The 18,153-nt window shown below is 35.9% G+C and carries 19 protein-coding genes; 7 read left to right on the top strand and 12 right to left on the bottom strand.

All coding sequences use genetic code 11. The annotated features are described in order from the left end of the window. Positions 1 to 35 precede the first annotated feature (35 nt). On the top strand, positions 36 to 917 hold the full coding sequence (gene fabD / locus DSM03_RS05485; protein ID WP_128759980.1) for an ACP S-malonyltransferase: 882 nt from the start codon (positions 36 to 38) through the stop codon (positions 915 to 917). Positions 918 to 990: 73 nt separating this feature from the next. Here fabD and DSM03_RS05480 read toward each other — a convergent pair whose 3' ends face one another. From DSM03_RS05480 to DSM03_RS05465, 4 genes are all read right to left on the bottom strand, one after another. Further along, positions 991 to 1,227 (bottom strand): hypothetical protein, encoded by a 237-nt coding sequence (locus DSM03_RS05480; RefSeq protein ID WP_128759979.1) that lies wholly within the window; start codon positions 1,225 to 1,227, stop codon positions 991 to 993. 247 nt (positions 1,228 to 1,474) lie between these two features. Next, positions 1,475 to 1,693 (bottom strand): hypothetical protein, encoded by a 219-nt coding sequence (locus DSM03_RS05475; RefSeq protein ID WP_128759978.1) that lies wholly within the window; start codon positions 1,691 to 1,693, stop codon positions 1,475 to 1,477. 44 nt (positions 1,694 to 1,737) lie between these two features. Then, complete coding sequence (locus DSM03_RS05470) at positions 1,738 to 2,484, bottom strand: TIGR03915 family putative DNA repair protein (protein WP_128759977.1); 747 nt, start codon at positions 2,482 to 2,484, stop codon at positions 1,738 to 1,740. Next, positions 2,484 to 3,746: a putative DNA modification/repair radical SAM protein gene (locus DSM03_RS05465; protein ID WP_128759976.1), complete on the bottom strand. Its 1,263-nt coding sequence runs from the start codon at positions 3,744 to 3,746 to the stop codon at positions 2,484 to 2,486. Before DSM03_RS05465 ends, DSM03_RS05470 begins: the two co-directional genes overlap by 1 nt. Before the next feature lie 98 nt (positions 3,747 to 3,844). Between DSM03_RS05465 and DSM03_RS05460 the strand changes: the two genes are divergently transcribed. Continuing rightward, positions 3,845 to 4,612 carry a LexA family transcriptional regulator gene (locus DSM03_RS05460; RefSeq protein ID WP_128759975.1) on the top strand — a complete coding sequence of 256 codons (768 nt, stop codon included), beginning with the start codon at positions 3,845 to 3,847 and terminating at the stop codon, positions 4,610 to 4,612. 75 nt (positions 4,613 to 4,687) lie between these two features. Here DSM03_RS05460 and DSM03_RS05455 read toward each other — a convergent pair whose 3' ends face one another. Further along, positions 4,688 to 4,924, bottom strand: a complete 237-nt coding sequence (locus DSM03_RS05455; RefSeq protein ID WP_128759974.1) for a hypothetical protein — start codon at positions 4,922 to 4,924, stop codon at positions 4,688 to 4,690. 10 nt (positions 4,925 to 4,934) lie between these two features. Beyond that, a complete protein-coding gene (locus tag DSM03_RS05450; protein WP_128759973.1) occupies positions 4,935 to 5,147 on the bottom strand; it encodes a hypothetical protein in 213 nt (70 codons plus the stop codon). 155 nt (positions 5,148 to 5,302) lie between these two features. Here DSM03_RS05450 and DSM03_RS05445 point away from each other — a divergent pair, with 155 nt between their 5' ends. Beyond that, the gene (locus tag DSM03_RS05445) at positions 5,303 to 5,959 is read left to right on the top strand and encodes a DUF2461 domain-containing protein (RefSeq protein ID WP_128759972.1); all 657 of its coding nucleotides are present in this window, start codon (positions 5,303 to 5,305) and stop codon (positions 5,957 to 5,959) included. Here the strand turns inward: DSM03_RS05445 and DSM03_RS05440 are convergent. Beyond that, a complete protein-coding gene (locus DSM03_RS05440; RefSeq protein ID WP_128759971.1) occupies positions 5,941 to 7,185 on the bottom strand; it encodes a 3-deoxy-D-manno-octulosonic acid transferase in 1,245 nt (414 codons plus the stop codon). The two genes, DSM03_RS05445 and DSM03_RS05440, sit on opposite strands and share 19 nt — an antisense overlap. Before the next feature lie 152 nt (positions 7,186 to 7,337). Here DSM03_RS05440 and DSM03_RS05435 point away from each other — a divergent pair, with 152 nt between their 5' ends. Then, the gene (locus DSM03_RS05435) at positions 7,338 to 8,468 is read left to right on the top strand and encodes a DegT/DnrJ/EryC1/StrS family aminotransferase (RefSeq protein WP_128759970.1); all 1,131 of its coding nucleotides are present in this window, start codon (positions 7,338 to 7,340) and stop codon (positions 8,466 to 8,468) included. Between the two features lie 12 nt (positions 8,469 to 8,480). Beyond that, the gene (locus DSM03_RS05430) at positions 8,481 to 9,749 is read left to right on the top strand and encodes a metal-dependent hydrolase family protein (protein WP_128759969.1); all 1,269 of its coding nucleotides are present in this window, start codon (positions 8,481 to 8,483) and stop codon (positions 9,747 to 9,749) included. Positions 9,750 to 9,751: 2 nt separating this feature from the next. Here DSM03_RS05430 and DSM03_RS05425 read toward each other — a convergent pair whose 3' ends face one another. Then, the gene (locus tag DSM03_RS05425) at positions 9,752 to 10,309 is read right to left on the bottom strand and encodes a nitroreductase family protein (RefSeq protein WP_128759968.1); all 558 of its coding nucleotides are present in this window, start codon (positions 10,307 to 10,309) and stop codon (positions 9,752 to 9,754) included. Positions 10,310 to 10,553: 244 nt separating this feature from the next. On the opposite strand from DSM03_RS05425, the gene DSM03_RS05420 reads away from it, so the two are divergent. Further along, the gene (locus tag DSM03_RS05420) at positions 10,554 to 12,515 is read left to right on the top strand and encodes an OmpA family protein (protein ID WP_128759967.1); all 1,962 of its coding nucleotides are present in this window, start codon (positions 10,554 to 10,556) and stop codon (positions 12,513 to 12,515) included. A gap of 78 nt (positions 12,516 to 12,593) precedes the next feature. On the opposite strand, the gene DSM03_RS05415 is transcribed toward DSM03_RS05420, so the two are convergent. After that, positions 12,594 to 15,269 (bottom strand): AsmA-like C-terminal region-containing protein, encoded by a 2,676-nt coding sequence (locus tag DSM03_RS05415; protein ID WP_128759966.1) that lies wholly within the window; start codon positions 15,267 to 15,269, stop codon positions 12,594 to 12,596. A gap of 8 nt (positions 15,270 to 15,277) precedes the next feature. Beyond that, positions 15,278 to 15,997, bottom strand: coding sequence for a queuosine precursor transporter (locus tag DSM03_RS05410; RefSeq protein WP_128760115.1), 720 nt, complete (start codon positions 15,995 to 15,997; stop codon positions 15,278 to 15,280). A gap of 109 nt (positions 15,998 to 16,106) precedes the next feature. On the opposite strand from DSM03_RS05410, the gene folK reads away from it, so the two are divergent. Continuing rightward, positions 16,107 to 17,234, top strand: a complete 1,128-nt coding sequence (folK, locus tag DSM03_RS05405; protein WP_128759965.1) for a 2-amino-4-hydroxy-6-hydroxymethyldihydropteridine diphosphokinase — start codon at positions 16,107 to 16,109, stop codon at positions 17,232 to 17,234. On the opposite strand, the gene DSM03_RS19195 is transcribed toward folK, so the two are convergent. Beyond that, entirely contained in the window at positions 17,227 to 17,361 is a 135-nt protein-coding gene (locus DSM03_RS19195) for a hypothetical protein (protein ID WP_262707723.1), read from the bottom strand. The genes folK and DSM03_RS19195 overlap by 8 nt on opposite strands. A gap of 119 nt (positions 17,362 to 17,480) precedes the next feature. After that, positions 17,481 to 18,035 (bottom strand): RNA methyltransferase, encoded by a 555-nt coding sequence (locus tag DSM03_RS05400; protein ID WP_128759964.1) that lies wholly within the window; start codon positions 18,033 to 18,035, stop codon positions 17,481 to 17,483. Between the last annotated feature and the right edge of the window lie 118 nt (positions 18,036 to 18,153).

Here is an 18,153-nt window from a genome sequence, read left to right as displayed (position 1 = left end):
TGTATTTTTGCAACACTATTTAGAAAAATTTAATTATGAAAGCATATATCTTCCCCGGACAGGGAGCTCAATTTACCGGAATGGGTAAAGATGTTTACGAAGCATCAGAAACCGCTCGAGAATTATTTGAAAAAGCAAATGAAATCTTAGGTTTTGACATTACCAAAATTATGTTTGAAGGCACCGCCGAAGAACTTAAAGAGACTAATGTTACTCAGCCTGCGATCTTTTTGCACTCGGTAGCGCTGTTTAAAGCTTTAGGTGAAGAAGCAATACCGCAAATGGTTGCCGGTCACTCATTAGGAGAAATATCAGCTCTTGTGGCTAATGGTGCTTTAAGTTTTGAAGATGGTTTAAGACTGGTGTCACAACGTGCTGAGGCGATGCAAAAAGCTTGCGATTCAAAACCTTCTACAATGGCTGCTATTTTAGGCCTAGAAGACGAACTGGTTGAAGCTGTCTGTGCAGATGTTGATGGTGTAGTAGTAGCTGCAAATTACAACTGCCCGGGACAACTTATAATTTCTGGTGCTGTTGAAGCTGTTAACGAAGCTTGCGAAAGACTTAAAGAACGTGGAGCAAAACGTGCTCTTGTACTACCGGTAGGGGGTGCTTTTCACTCACCACTTATGGAGCCTGCTCGTGAAGAACTTGCAGCAGCTATAGAAAAAACGACATTTAGCGAACCTAAATGTCCTATTTATCAGAATGTAAGCACTACTGCAGTAACAGATCCTGCGGAAATTAAGAAGAACTTATTGTTTCAATTAACTGCCCCTGTAAAATGGACACAAAGCGTTCAAAATATGCTGGCAGACGGAGCTACTGAATTTATTGAAGTAGGTCCGGGTAAAGTTTTACAAGGTCTTGTGAAAAAAATAGACAGACAAGCACAAACAAGTATTGCTGCTATTTAAAAAGTAAAAAAATACTCATAAAAAAAGCCCCGAATCACTTCGGGGCTTTTCTATTTTATCTCAAAAGAGAATATTACATGTCGTCGTTTCCTTCAACTTCGTCTTCTACTTCCTGAGCACCATCTTCGATAGCGTCACCTGTGTCTTCAGCAGCTTCTTCTACAGCATCTCCTGCATCATCCATAGCATCACCCATATCATCAGCAGCGCTTTCCATAGCGTCTTCAGTTTTTTCTTCAGTAGTTTCGCGACAAGCAGAAACAGAAACCATTAGTAATAGTGCAAATGCACTGAACATAAATTTTTTCATAATTGATGTAATTTTAATTAGCGTTAATCAGTGTCAAATGTATATAAATTAACATCGCTTATTCTTAAATTTTATTAAATTTTTCATCGATTTACATATTTGATAAAAATATCGCAATCTTCACAACAATTTGATTAACAGAGAGTAAACATTTTTTTAATTTTTCAATACAACTATTCTGAATATAAAAACAAAAAGCATCTTAAAATTACTTTTAAAATGCTTTTTTATTCTTCAAATATGATACTTATGCATCGTCGTCCATCACATCATCATTTCCTTGAATTTCATCGTTTAGTTCATCTGCACCTTCTTGTATTGCATCACCTGCTTCTTCTGCTGCATTTTCAATATCTTCTCCCATAGCTTCAACTGCCTCCTCTGTTTTTTCTTGAGTGGTTTCTCTACATGAGTAAACAGATATTGTAAAAGCAATCATCAATACACTTAAAAAAATTCTTTTCATAATTTGGATTTTTTGGTTAAGAAACTAAAAATAGCTAATTCTTTTTAAAGTGGTTTTTTTTCATTTAAATACTTCCAATACCGTTTGGGAACGTTGCGTAAATGCAATTTTTTATTGATTCTGCTTTTAATGCCGGTACTTATAAAATAGTCTTGCCACATCTCATCATAATGCTTTTCCTCATCGTGAAGAGCTTCTTTCAAGACAGTATCGTTAAAATCGAGCTCAATAAATTGAACGGAATTTAGATCATAAAAAATACCATAACTGCGTGACCTGTCATAAATTACAAATTGCTGATCTGCATACCTGTTTTTAAAGTGCTTTGCTATAAGAGGAAGTACATTAAAATCAGGTTCTATAATCGCCACATATATATCATCTTTTGTTCGCTTAAACCTGACAAAAGCTTCCATTCTGTGTTTTTCACGACCGATCTGTTTAGTGATTTGAGCCATTTTCAAAACCGAAGGATGCCCATAATCTTTATCATTTTTTGTTTTCAATACATATTGAATCGCATCCAGAATGTGTACTTCTTTATCAGGCAGTCCGCTTAGGAATGAGCGATAAACCGAAGTCCTAAACTGCTGAAAACTTTTCAATCCTTCCCAAACTCGCGAAGCCTTATTCTCATCTGTAAAAACCGTAATCAATTCTGAGAAAAAGTCAGGTTCAAAAAAGCGCTCTTCAATTATGTGAGCAGAAGATAAACGCTCTTCATAAACGGTAAAAATCGCAGTAAGCAATCCTTCAAAAGTACCGTCGTATTTAAGCTTTTGAGTTTTCATCAATTAAATAATCTCAACTGCTTGTTGTACATTTTCTGATATTTACTTTGAGAACTTTGTAAAATCATACTCTTTATATGAGCCGGCTCTAGATCTTTGTGTTCCCAGTCTTTAGAATCACAAACTATAAAATATTTAGCACGGTTCATCGCAATACCAATAGCCTTTAGATTTTCCCAATTGAGTCTCCTATACTTTCTGGCATTTAAAATCTTGTTAACTGAAAGCATTCCCAACCCGGGGATTCTAGCCAGCATTCGCTTGTCTGCTTTATTCACATCAACTGGGAACAAATTCATATTACGCAATGCCCAACTCAATTTTGGATCAATATCAATATCAAGATTAGGATGCTGATTATTCAAAAGCTCACGTACATCAAAACCATAAAAGCGCAACAGCCAGTCTGTCTGATAGAGTCTGTTCTCACGAAGCATAGGCACTTCGGTTCCTAATGCCGGTAAACGCTCATCATGCAAAACCGGTACGTAACCTGAGTAATACACCCGTTTCATCTTATAAGTGCTATAATAATGTACTGCAGAATACATAATATCTTTATCGCTCTCTCCCGTAGCGCCTACGATCATCTGAGTACTCTGGCCCGCCGGTGCATAGACCGGGGTATTTTTAATAAGCTTTTTATCTGCCTGGTATTGTATGATTTCATTCTTAACCTTTTCTATAGGCTTAATAAAATCTTTATGATCTTTTTCAGGTGCAAGTAATTTGAGACCAGAAACTGTAGGAATCTCTATATTAATTGAAAGTCGATCTGCATACAAACCGGCTTCCCGCATCAACTCATCACTACAACCGGGAATAGATTTCAAATGAATATACCCATTAAAATTCTCCTCAAGCCGAAGCTTCTTAGCAACAGCTATCAATCGTTCCATCGTGTAATCTGGACTTGAGAAAATTCCGCTACTTAGAAATAAACCTTCAATATAATTACGACGGTAAAAATTAATAGTGAGGTCTACTACCTCCTGGATCTTAAATCCCGCGCGCTTGATGTCATTACTCTTTCGGCTGACACAATAGGCACAGTCAAAAATACAATGATTGGTCAATAGAATTTTCAACAAAGAGATACACCGCCCATCTTCAGTATAACTATGGCAAATACCCATACCCGAGCTATCCCCCAGACCCTTTGTCGTGTTTTTACGCTTGCTTCCACTACTGGAACACGACACATCATACTTGGCTGCATCAGCAAGAATATTTAATTTTTCTCTAATTCTCTCAAAATTCATAGCCTGGAATTTTTACGAAATTAAAGCATTTTTCCCTATTGAAGGATTTTTTCCTATATTTAAATTGGATTTATTCCGAATTAAAGTATATTTACCATATGGGAATCAATGATGTAACCGGCGACGTACGTCGATTTAAGCAAATACGCGAGGAACAGAGTTTAACGCAAACTGAGTTTGCTCAAGCTTTGGGAATTAAAAATTCTACAGCAGATATTGAACGCGGAAGGACCAAACTTTCTGGTCAAGTAGTAACCGAACTCTTACGCCTCTATAATGTGAACCCGTTATGGCTTTTTGGTTACAGCAATCAGAAGCTTATACACGCTGGAAAAGGAGATGTAAGTCCAAAAGTGGTTACCGTCGATGTTGATGATAATGAAAATCTGGTTATGGTTAATCAGAAAGCCGCTGCAGGATATCCACATAATGTACAAGATGTTGAATGGTATCAACAACTCCCTGCTTTTGATCTCCCGTTACCACAATATCGTAACGCTACATACCGTGGTTTTCAAATAGAAGGAGATAGCATGCTACCTAATTTTATGCCCGAAGACTGGGTTTTAGGTAAAGCCATTTCAAATATGGACGAAGCCATAACTAACCGGGTTTATGTAGTTGTTATGCCAGATGCAGTTGTGATCAAAAAATTACAAAAATTACCTGACCCTTCTAAAGTTCTATTAATTTCTCTGAATCAAGAATATTTACCCTTTGAAGTTCAGGTAAGTGATATTCAAGAATTGTGGCAAGTAAATAGTAAACTTACTTTTCACTTAGATTCTCCGTCAGAAAGTAATCTTTTACGCGAACTACAACAAGGCATGGAAGAATTAAAAAATCAAATGCGCAATTTTAAATAAGTAGCATTATAAATTGTATAAAAAATAAAAAACCACCTCAAAGAAGTGGTTTTTGTTTTCTAATGATACTTAGGCTTAGTGATCTACTTTGATCTTAGTATCGCCGTCTGCATCTTCTTTGATCTTGACTTCTTTATCGTCAGATTCCATTTTCATCTTATAGTTGCCGTCATCGTCTGTTTTTGTTTCGATCTCAGCACCTTCTTCTTTCATCTCTTCTACTAGTTTTTCTTTCTCACTCTTCTCACGACAAGAAGTAACAGAAAGTGTAACCATTACTAGTAGACTCGCTAATATGCTTATCTTTTTCATAATTTCAATATTAATTATCGTCTCCGATATTTTCAATTTCCTGATCGATTTCTTTATTCACTTCATTATCAACTTTTTTTGCTGTACGCTCTAGAATACCTTCGCGGTCATCTTCTACTTCAACTTCTTTTACAATCACTGTTTCCTTTTCTTTAGTTTCTCTACAAGAAAACGTGTTGAAAGCTAAAAGACTTAAAACAAAAATTCCAATTACTTTTTTCATAATTTCATAATTTGGTTGAAGGGCAAATCTATACAGAATAATGACTGCTTTTATTTTTAATTTGGTAAATGATTGCTAAAAATTCTAAAGAATGCGTTAAAAAGCAACTATTTACTACTCTTGAAATCTCCGGTCATTACCTTTAACCTAAAAACATGAGCTTTTATAAACTTTATGATTTTCTACGCGAGCTTCAGCAAAACAATTCTAAAGAATGGATGGACGAAAATCGAAATAGATATTACGAGGTTAGAGATTTCTACATTGATTGGCTGAATAAAATGGACATAAAACTCGCTGAGATTGACCCTGATTATACCCATACACCAGGTAAAAAAGCCATAAATCGCATCAACAATAATCTACTTTATCACCCAAACAAGCCTATTTATAAAGATCATGTTGGTGCAGGTCTTGATCAAGAACCTAAGCAGGGAGATTTTTATATACATTTAGGCACTTCAGAAAGTTTTATTGCCGGAGGCTTTTACAAACCAAAATCTTCTTTACTTAAAAGTATCAGGCAAGCCATTGATTATAACGGGGAAGAACTACTGGAGATTTTAAACAAACCCGGATTTAAAAAGATGTTTGGCTGGCTGATAGAGGATGGCGATAGTCTTAAAACTGCACCTAAAGGATTTCCTCAAGACCATAAATACATAGAATTATTGCGTAAAAAGAGTTTTGCTGTACAAACAGATCTTACTCAAAAGCTAGTTACTAGTGACGATTTTGAGAATCACGTAATCCAAGTTTACAAAGAAATGCTGCCTTTTAGAAACTACCTCAATCAGGCGGTAAGTGTTTGATTTTTCAAATAATTTATAATTGAGCGTGTTGCTCCCGTGTTTTGAGAAACAAACTGACCCGAAATTATACCTGTCTTTTCTCTAAAATTTTTATCTGAAATCAATTTTTCTAAAACCGCTGAAGTTTCTTCGGGGGTCTTTACAGTAAATAATGCTGCTAACCTATTGAGTTGACCAGCCTCTGGGAATTTCTCTATATGCGTTCCGGTTAAAATAGGAAGCCCAAAGGTTGCCGGCTCTAATACATTATGCAACCCAGTATTACCAGCAGCACCGCCCACATATGCTAGGTCTGCATAAGCATAAATTTTAGTCAAAAAACCAATGGCATCAATGATCAAAACATCAGCTTTTTGTAGGTTTTTTGATTGCAATTCAGAATATAAGATCACCTTCTTATTCAGCCTACTGCGGAAATCTTCAATCTTTTCTGCATTTATTTTATGTGGTGCAAGAACGATCTTAACATCTGCTTTACTATTGATAAAATCCAGTAAGTTTGCTTCATCTTCTGGCCAAGTACTCCCACAAACCAGCAAAAGCTTGTCTTGTTTAAATTCAGCAATAAACTCTAAGGTATTATTATAATCAAGTTGTCTGCTCACACGGTCAAAACGTGTATCTCCGCTAACTTCTCCATTTGCAAACCCTAATTTTTTGAGATTTTTCAAAGAAGATTCATTTTGTAAAAAGAAGTAATTAAAAGCTTTTAAGGACTTCTTCATCCAACTTCCGTAAAACTTAAAAAAAGGTTGACTTTCTCTAAAAACTCCAGATATCAATATAGTGTGAATGTTATTGCGTTTTAATTTTTCTAAATAATTAGGCCAAAATTCATACTTCACAAAAAGCACCAATTCAGGACTTAAACAGTTTATAAAAGTGTTTGCATTAGACTTGGTGTCAAGCGGCAAATAGGTAACAATATCTGCTAGTGGCGTGTCTTTTTTTATGGTATAGCCTGAAGGCGAAAAAAAAGTAAGTAGTATTTTATGCTTTGGGTATTCAACCCTCAAAGCTTCAAGAACGGGTACTGCTTGCTCATATTCACCTAAAGAAGCGGCATGTACCCAGATCAACCGATCTGAACCATTAATTTTACTCTCTAAATAAGAAAATACTGGTTTACGTACACTCCTGAATTCTTTCAGTTTAGAGCTGAATAGTCCCAATACCGGAAGTAAGGCCTGAAAAAGTGCAATAAAAAAGGAATAGATATGCCTCATAACCTCACAAAAGTAGCCTTTTCCGTAAAAAAAGACATTGGTTGAAGCGGCTAGATTTCGTACTTTCGTCTTACCAGAAAATGACCGGATTTTCATTAGGAAAATCACTTCTCAACTTTTGATTTTTTAAATTTTCGGCATAAAAAACACCTATGAAAAAAATACAAATGGTTGACCTTAAAGGTCAATACGAGCCTATAAAGGAGCAGGTAAATCGCTCTATTCAAGAAGTAATTGACAACACAGCATTCATAAACGGTCCTGAAGTTCACGGTTTTCAAAAAGAACTTGAAGAATATTTAGGTGTAGAACATGTCATCCCTTGTGCTAACGGCACAGACGCTTTACAAATCGCAATGATGGGGCTGGGTTTAAAACCTGGTGATGAAGTGATTACTGCAGACTTCACCTTTGCCGCAACGGTAGAAGTTATTGCTTTATTGCAACTTACACCTGTTTTAGTCGATGTGAATCCACATAGTTTTAACATAGATGTTGAAGCGATAAAACGGGCTATTACGCCAAAAACTAAAGCTATTGTTCCTGTACACCTTTTTGGTCAAGTCGCAGAAATGGATGCAATTATGGAGATTGCTGAAGAGCATAACCTTTTTGTAATTGAAGATAATGCGCAAGGAATTGGTACAAATTATACCCGTAAAGATGGAAGCAAGATAAAGACTGGTGCCATTGGACACGTGGGGAGTACTTCTTTTTTTCCTTCTAAAAATCTAGGCTGCTATGGAGATGGCGGTGCTATTTTTACAAATGATGATGCTTTAGCTCATACAATTAGAGGAATTGTAAACCACGGCATGTACGAGCGATACCATCACGATGTTGTAGGTGTAAACTCAAGATTAGATTCTATACAAGCTGCTGTTTTGCGTGCTAAGCTTCCGCATCTTGATGATTACAATGCAAAACGTAGAGCTTCTGCCCGAAAATATTCTGAAAAACTAAACAATCATCCTAAGATTACAACCCCTATGATCTGTGAGGTTTGTGATTGTCACGTTTTTCATCAATATACTTTGCGCTTAAAAGACGTTGACCGTGATGCATTGGTTAAGCACCTTAATGCTCACGACATCCCTTGCGGTGTTTATTATCCTATTCCGTTGCATAAACAGAAAGCTTATGCAGACGAGCGTTATGACGAAAAAGATTTTCCCGTGACCAATCAATTAGTAAAAGAGGTGATTTCTTTACCAATGCATACAGAGCTTGATGATGAGCAAATTGAGTATATTACTTCTAAAATCATAGAATTTATTGATTAAATACTAACCACTATGCGTAACTTTCTTCTTCTGGCTGTTTGTGTTTTCAGTATAAATGCCTTTTCTCAAAAAACCTATTTGCAAGTAGGTAAGTTAATTGACACCAAAAACGGGAGAGTTCTCGAAGAAAAAACCATAGTAGTTGAGGCTGATTCTATTCAGGAAATTCTTGATGGTTTTCAGAGTGGAAATGGTGAAATCATTGACTTGAAATCTAAAACCGTATTGCCCGGGTTTATTGATATGCACGTACATATCGAAAGTGAAACCAGTCCTAATAAATATCTAGAGAAATTCACCCTAAATGAGGCAGATGTTGCTTACAAAGCTCAGGAAATTGCACTACGCACCATAAAAGCCGGTTTTACAACGGTACGCGATTTAGGAGGAAGTGGTGTAAATGTTTCACTGCGAAATGCTATAAACTCAGGCAAAGTAATAGGTCCCCGCATTTTTACTGCAGAAAAAGCTATTGGAACTACAGGTGGTCATGCAGATCCCACTAATGGAAATAGTAAAGAATTAATAGGAGATCCCGGACCTAAAGAAGGAGTCATCAACAGTATAGATGATGCCCGCAAAGCTGTGAGACAGCGTTATAAAAATGGTGCCGACTGGATTAAAATAACTGCTACGGGAGGTGTTCTTAGTGTTGCGAAAAATGGTCAAAATCCACAATTTACAGAAGAAGAAATCAATGCTATTGTTACAACCGGCAAAGACTACGATTTGCAGGTGGCGGCGCACGCACATGGAGATGAAGGGATGCAACGTGCCATTCGAGCTGGGGTTAAAACTATAGAGCATGGCACCTTAATGAGTGAAAAAACCGCAACACTAATGATTGAGCATGACGCTTATTATGTTCCAACCTTAAGTGCCGGAAAATATGTAGCAGAAAAAGCAAAAATAGAAGATTACTACCCTGCTGTAATCGTTCCTAAAGCATTAGAAATAGGTCCACAATTACAACAGACTTTTGCAATGGCTTATAAAAAGGGAGTTAAAATCGCTTTTGGTACTGACGCAGGAGTGTTTCCTCATGGAGATAACGCTAAAGAATTTGGCTATATGGTCGAAGCAGGAATGAAACCTATGCAAGCCATACAAAGCGCTACAATTACAAGCGCTATGGTATTAAAATCAGAACGTGATTTAGGACAAATAGCACCGGGATTTAAAGCAGATATTATTGCTGTCTCTGACAATCCAATTGAAAATATAAATACCTTAAACGAAGTGTTATTTGTAATGAAAGACGGTGTGGTAATTAAAGAATAGTTCTAAAACCACGTCGTTTTTGATGCTATAGTATCCCGCTCTCCTATGAGCTGCTCACCCTCATACACACCCAGATAGAAAAAACCGAGACAACGCTCTCCTTCTTCCAGCTTAAGATCAATATTCATTTCTTTAATATACCCCGGAGAACTCCAGTATCCTCCAAACCCCAGCTCTCCAGCCATTAACCATAGGTTTTGCACTGCCATAGCGGTAGCGGCAACTTCTTCCCATTCTGGGATACTTGATTTAAGATCACGTTGCATACAAATTGCAATAACAGCACCGCTTGTTTCAATTTTTTGAATACTTTTCTTCAGTTTAAAATCTGAAAATTTATCAGCAGGAGTATCTTTTGTATATGCTTTAGTTACAAAATCAGCAAGAAGTGATAATGCATCGTCCTTAAAAACTTTAAATCTCCAGGGCTGTGTTTTTCGATGAGTGGGTGCCCAGTTTGCAACTTCAAGCAGCTCGTTGATTTGATCTTTTGTAATCCTCTTGTCTGAAAATTGATTAGGAAAAATAGATCTCCTATTTAAAATAGCATCTTTCAGCATAAATTTTATGTTTACTCAAATTTAATGAGTTTTAGACAAAGCAATTCATAAAATCAATGCGGATTACTAATTATTCTTGTCAAATTTTTAATCAAAACCTGTAAAAAACACATCAACTCTCTGAAAAACAGGAAAAATCCCCTGATATTTTTAGCTTCTACGTAAGTTATAAATAAGTTTTAGGTTTTTATTTATTTATATTTGCTCTCCCCTAAATCCTAATTTCAAACACATATTTTAACTTATGCAGCAGGTCAATAAAAGCATACTTTTATTTAAAGTATTATTTATAGTATGCATTACTTTCTCATTTGCTCAAGAAAAAGAACTTAGTAAAGCAGACAAAAAATTTGAAAGCTATGCATTTATAGATGCTCAAAAAATCTATTTACGTCTTGCAAAAGGTGGATATGAATCAGCAGAGCTTTTTCAAAAACTGGGAGATTCTTATTATTTCAATGGAAAATATGAAGATAGCGCTCAATGGTTTGAAAAACTTGTTGAAAAATACCCTGAAACGCTAACTCCAGAATATCTTTTTAGATACGCTCAGTCTTTAAAAGGAATTAAAGAATATGAAAAGTCAGATAAGATCATGTCTGAATTTAGAAAGCTTAAAGGAGGGGATTCTAGAGCAGAGCTTTTTGCAGAAGAGCCAGATTATCTTGAAGAAATCAGCTATTCAGATAGTGAGTATGAAGTAGAAAATCTGAGAAGAACCAACTCTCGATTATCAGACTTTGGCCCCATGTTCTATAAAGATCGAATCATATTCTCCTCAGCAAGAGATACAGGGACTACAAAAAAATATATTCATACCTGGAACAATGAACCTTTTTTAGATTTCTATCAAGCCCCTATAGATATCGAAACCGGAGAGTTAGGGAAAGTAGAGAAATTTGGAGGCAGCATTAATTCAAAATACCACGAATCCTCACCTAGTTTTACTGCAGATGGAAATACTATGTACTTTACGCGTAATAACTTTAGCCAAGGAGTAAAACGCACAGATAAAAACGGAACAGTACGGCTTAAAATATTTAAATCTACAAAGAAAGGAGATTCCTGGAGTACCCCTATTGAATTACCTTTTAATGATGATGACTATTCTGTCTCGCACCCTGCTTTAAGTGTTGACAATAAACAGCTGTATTTTTCATCAGATATGCCGGGTACAACTGGATTTTCAGATATTTGGGTTGTTGACATATTAGGTGATAATGAGTATAGCACTCCTAAAAATTTAGGGCCAATAATAAATACCGAAGGTCGAGAAAACTTTCCTTATGTAAGTAAAAAGGGAAACCTGTATTTTTCATCTGATGGTAGACCTGGTCTAGGTGGTCTTGACATTTATGTTGTTGCCACTAAAAAGAATGGAGATGTAGCCTATGTAATCAATCTTGGGGAACCTATTAACAGTCCACAGGATGATTTTGCCTTTATCGTTGATGAATATACAAATACAGGTTATTTTTCAACTAATCGTTATTTTGGGATGGGAAGTGATGATATTTTCAGATTCACAAGAACACCCAAAGAAATCCCTGTTTGCGAGTCATTAATAACGGGTACCGTTAGAGATAAGGAAACAAAGTTACCTATACCTACAGCAACAGTAAGCATCCTTGACATTGAAGGGAATTTATTGCAAAAAACTGAAGTTAATGAAAAGGGTGAATATACCTTGAACCCTATTTGTGGCGAAGAGATTTTAATACGTGCAGATGAGCCTGAGTATTATTCTGCAGAAGAACTCGTTACTGCCCCGACAGATGGAGATTCTATGGTTGTTGATCTTTATTTAGAACCAAGAATTACAAGAATTAATGAAGGTGATGACCTTGCAAAGCTTCTTGATCTGAAACCTATTTACTTTGATTTTGACCGCTTCAATATCAGACCTGATGCAGAAGAAGAGCTCACTAAAGTTTTAGCTGTAATGGAATCTAATCCAACTTTAGTCGTTGAGATTAGATCACATACAGACAGTCGCGGTAATGATGCTTACAACTTAAGCCTTTCTGATAAAAGAGCACGCTCAACTGCAGATTGGATCGTAAGCAGAGGCATAGAACCTAGTCGAATTTCAGGTAAAGGTTTTGGAGAAACTGAGCTTATAAATGACTGTGGGAATGGTTCTGATTGCACAGAAGAGCAACACCAATTAAACAGAAGATCTGAGTTTATCGTGATTAGTTTCTAATATTTAAATAAAATTTTATAGCAAATAAAAAGAGCGCCAATTAGCGCTCTTTTTCATTTATCACAATTCTAAAATCAACTAGTTGTTAGTTTTAGTAGTATCAGTTGCTGTTTTTTTCTTTCCAAACAGACCTCCTAAAACATCTTTAACTGCTTTTGCCGTGTTGCTTTGAGTTGAAGTCGAAGTTGTATCTTTTGTTGTTTTTACAGCTGAAGTATCTGCTGTTTTATTACCCCCAAGAATTCCATCTAAAACATCTTTAATCTTATCTTCTCCTTGTTGTTTGAGCTTATCTTTCTGGGTGGCTACTATCTGTTGTGTTAAACTATTTACAGCTTGCTTTGTATTTAAAGAAACCTGCGGACTTGTAAAATTACCGGTAAGCGTTACCGGTAAATCAACCGTGTACTTTTCTAAATCTGTATTGCTTAATCCCGCTAATGTGCTACCCAGTTTTGAGCCCAAATACGAACCAGGCATTTTAAGATTAAGTGTATAATTCATCGTATTTTCTAAGCTGTGCGTACCGCTCACTCCTACGTTGATCCCTTTAACATTAAAGTCAAATGGCTTTACAGTCACTAAACCCTGATCAAAGCTCAATTGTGTCTTTAAATTACTGAAGTCTAACTTATCCAGATTAATAAAGTCGAGTTTAGCATCTAGTGCACTGAGCAACTTCATTTTTTCAGGATCTACCTCAACGGTTAATAATTGTGCCAAAGCGCTACCCGCCAAAGAGGATAGTACAGGCGTTAGATCATCAGAAAGATTACCATTCAATTGAATAGTTGTATTTAAAGCACCTTGTAAAGCTCTGGCGATTGGCGCAAACTGCTGAAGCATCTCAAGTCCTTCAAAAGACTGGCTGATGTCAACACTTTTTAAATCCAGATCCATTTTAAAGGTAGGCGTAGTCGTCTTAGTACTCACATTTCCGTTAAGCCCTATTGCCCCTCCAAAAATATTAGACTTAATATTATTAAGACTAGCAGTCTCATCTTTTACACTCAGGTTCCCACTCACATTAGTAAGTGTGATGTTATCATAAATAACTTTTCCGGCTGTAAAATCTATCGCAGCATCTAAGAAAGAAGGTATTTTAATAGCTGTTTCTCCAGTTGGTTGCGCAACTGTTTTTTCAGTGGTTGACGTATTTTTTTGAGTTGTAGTCTCAACAACGCTAAAATCTGCCAGATCAATCACTTTTGAAGTTACAGTAAATCTTCCTTTTAAATCTTCTTTAGAAAGCACAAAAGGAATCAGATTCTCAATACTTCCTCTTGCTGAAATATCTGTTTTACCTGTTTGTGCATCTAGATTATTCAATGTAATAGTTCCGGGATTAAACGTAACATTCGTTTGCGTCATCGTCAACGGATTGGGAAGTTCAGGAGAAACATATTTAAAATCTTTCAGGCTCGCCGTACCTGAGCTTTTTATATTTTGATACTGCTCTTTTTCTACACTATTCATATCAAAATTAGCAGTCATATCCACCGTAAGCATTCCATTAAGATCCTGATCCAACTCCAACGGATAAGCTTGTTCCAGATTTGCTAAATTGAGCTTTCCTTTTAAGGCCATGTCAACCACCGGATTTGTAGTCAAACGATCTATTCTACCTTTTGCGTTAAAAACATCCTGATCAATTCTAAAATTCAGATTACCTAAACGTAAATAGGTATCATCCAGATTTCCGGTTTCATTCACAATACTAGCATCTATTATAATATCCTGAACCGATTTTGGCAAATCAGGATATTTAAAAGAGGCATTATTAGACAATATTTCAATATTCATCAGCGGGATATGCTCTTCATCTACTACTCCATTTATTCTCCCGTTTACGCTAAAATCCCCCGTAGTTGTTACGCCATCAAGATTTTTAGCATAAACTTCAGGGATCACTCCTAAGAAGTTTTTAAAATCACTAGATGGTGTCTTAAAAGATAAATCCAGTTCGTTATTACTTTCATTCACCTGAACAAACCCTGAGAACACCAGTGGCAATTGATTGATCAATGCTTCATTTTCTTTGAATGTATAACGCTGATCATCAAGATTCATCTCAATTACCGCATCTAACGAAATTTTATTTTTATTTAAATAATTGACTCCGTCAAAATCAAATGAGGCCAATGCTTCTGTGGTAGTATTTAGATTTGAAATATCAGCAGAAAAGTCACCGTCACCTTCATGATTTACTTCAGATAAGCGCATAAAGGTCTGTGTGCTTTCATCTAAATAATTAATGCGTGAATTAGATATCTCATAATGCTGCACATCAAACTGAAATCCTCCAGAATTATCGGCAAGTGTATCTGTAGCAGTACTGGCTGCAGGTGTTTTTTTTGCAATATCATAATTGGCATTTCCCAGACTGTCTACTTTTATATTTATAAACGCCTCATCCAGACTAATCGCATCAACTGCGATGGGTTTACCAGAAGAGGTTTTAAAGAGTTGCATAACCCCCATATCGAGCTGTAATTCGCTCCCACTGGCAAGCGTATCTCCAGCAAAGGGTGCATTATTGATCACGCTAAAATTTTTGACCTTAACACTTGCATCTGGGAAACTGCTAAACAGCGTAAGGTCAAAATTTTCCCAGGCAACAGTAGCATTTAGGTTTTCATTAATAGAACGTTTCAGCAAATCTTCTAAATGCCCCTTAAATAAAAACGGAGCAGCGATAAGCCCTATAACAAGTACCAGAAGTACAATTCCAAAAATTTTAAATATCCTCTTCATAATGTATTTTATAGTTTCTCTTCCTTTTGGAAGGCATTAAGTTCTGCTCCTATTTCTTCTCCCGGAGCAAGTTTGAAGCGCTTTCTAAACAAATAAACACCCAGATAGAGAAACGGAGTATCACAAACCGCAATTAAAACTTTAAATAAAAAGCCGCTTAAAAGCAGGGTTCCAAATAGACTCCACTCTATTTTATTAAAAAAACACAGCAACAAAAGCACGGTTGCGGTATCTACAAATTGGCTGAAAAATGTCGAGAAATTATTCCGAATCCAGAGGTGCTTACCTTTTGTTATTTTTTTCCAAAAATGAAAAAGCTGTATGTCTATATATTGCGCAAATAAATAAGCCATCATCGAAGCTAAAACAGCTACGACTGTAGCTCCAAACACTTTATCAAACAATACATCATCAACCGGTGACCAGTCTGTAGCTGGAACAGCTGCCGAAGTATAAACGATTAATAATGAGAAAATACTGGCAAAAATACCGGCAGTCACAATCTGATTTGCCTTCTTTTTACCATAAATCTCACTGATTAAGTCGGTGATCAAAAAGGTGACGGGATACGGTAAAATCCCAACTGAAATCTCAAAACGATACAACCCGAAGAAATCCCAATAAAAGAATTTTTGGAAAATGAGGTTAGAAACAACCAAAGAGCATATAAAAAGCGCTCCTAAAATAAAGTAAATTCGATACGCTGCCAGCGCATCTCTCTGGCTCATTGTGGCTTGCGTCAAACTAGAATGCTTATTGTTTTCTTCTTGTCAAAATTAGAAGAATGTAAAGGGCTTTTACTTAAATTGCTCTTAAAATATTTAACAAAATACACTCATTAAACTACTAAAAAACATACTCTTATCCTTAGGGAGTAATCAAGGTGACCCTTTTGAAAACCTGCAAAATGCGATTGATGCAATTTTTGAAGAAGTTGGAGCTATAAAACAGATCTCTCCGGTGTACAAGACAAAATCCTGGGGTTTTGACGGAGCAGATTTTCTCAATTGTGCTGTTTCTGTAAATACGCACTTAGATTGTCAAAAGCTACTTGCTACTTGTTTATCTATTGAAAAAAAACTAGGAAGAGCACGTTCTAATAAAAAAGGGTATAGCGATCGTCCTATTGATATAGATATTTTATTCTTTGACGCCGAAGTTATTAATGAGTTAAATCTCACAGTTCCGCACCCTCATTTACAAGATCGTAATTTTGTATTACACCCATTACATGATATTGCTTCGGCAGTAGAGCATCCTATTCTTAAAAAAACCATTTCGACTCTTCTAGCCGAAAGTCTGGATGAAGGTATTCCCGAGAAAATTCAACGCTGGTTAAAAAACCCACAGCAAGAATTGAATTTGAGCCGCTACAATTATATCGCTATTGAAGGAAACATAGGTGCTGGTAAAACTACCCTAGCCACCATGATTAGTGAGGACTTTAATGCTAAACTCATTCTGGAACGTTTTAAAGACAATCCATTTTTACCAAAATTCTACGAAGATCAATCCCGCTATGCGTTTCCACTTGAAATGTCTTTTTTAGCCGATCGATATCAACAATTATTAGATGATATTGGTCAATATGATTTGTTTAAAGATTTTATGATTGCAGATTATGACAGTCAAAAGTCATTGATTTTTGCGAAAGTAACCTTAAGTGAAGACGAGTACAGTTTGTATAAAAAGCTGCACAGTATTATGTATAAAGAAATTGCAAAGCCGGATCTTTATATTTATTTGTATCAAAACACAGAGCGTCTTTTAGAAAATATAAAGAAACGCGGCAGAGCATACGAGAAAGACATATCTGAAAATTATCTAGTAGATATCAACCAGGGATATTTAAATATGATAAAAAACAGAAGACAAGAAAATATCAAAATACTTGACATTTCTGAAATGGACTTTGTTGATAATAGAGTTGATTATTCGAATTTGCTAAAGCAGATTATTACTTAAAATATAAAAGGCTTAACATTACAATCATTATCGCGAGGCCTATCACGATTCCTATCGCCAGGCCAAACTTACGCCCGTCTTTAGAACCGCGCTCGTAAGAAGCGTAGTCAAAATTATTTAGTTTCATGGTGTTGGGTTTTGTTATTTTATACTTGTACAACGTAAAACTTCATAATTTAATTGCTATTACCTCAGAAATTACGAAAACTTTAATACAAATTTATGATTCATAATAATCATACACCCTCATTGAGACTTCTGTTGATTATTTTTAACAATTTTTAAATAACAATCCCACATTACGATACCCGCACTCACCGCTATATTGAACGAGTGTTTTGAGCCAATCTGCGGTATCTCAAGTACACAATCTGATACATCTATTACGTGCTGCTTCACCCCCTTTACTTCATTACCAAAAATAATAGCTAATTTTTGATCAGTTTCTATTTCAAAGTCATTCAGCATAATTGCATCTTCTGCCTGCTCAATTGCAGCAATTTTAAAACCTTTTTGTTTGAGGTCTTCAACAGCTTCTAAAGTAGATTCAAAATAGCGCCACGTGACTGTTTCGGTAGCTCCTAATGCTGTTTTAGTAATATCTTTATGAGGAGGCTGCGCACAGATCCCGCATAAATAAACAGCTTCTATGAGAAACGCATCTGCCGTTCTAAATACCGAGCCTATATTATTAAGACTTCTAATATTATCTAAAACAACTATTATAGGAGTCTTTTTTGCCTCCTTGAATTCTTCAACTGTTTTGCGGTCAAGTTCGCTATTTTTCAACTTTCTATTCATACCGCAAAAATACACATTCAGCAGGCTATATAACGAACAAAAAGTCGCTTCTAATCCTTAATTATTGTTGAAAAATATAAATAACTCCTCAACACATTTCGATAATTACAGCATAGAT

The sequence above is a fragment of the Leeuwenhoekiella aestuarii genome (assembly GCF_004104055.1).
GTDB lineage: Bacteria > Bacteroidota > Bacteroidia > Flavobacteriales > Flavobacteriaceae > Leeuwenhoekiella > Leeuwenhoekiella aestuarii.
The sequence above is the reverse complement of the archived record's forward strand: the minus strand, read 5'-3'. Positions and strand labels throughout refer to the sequence as shown.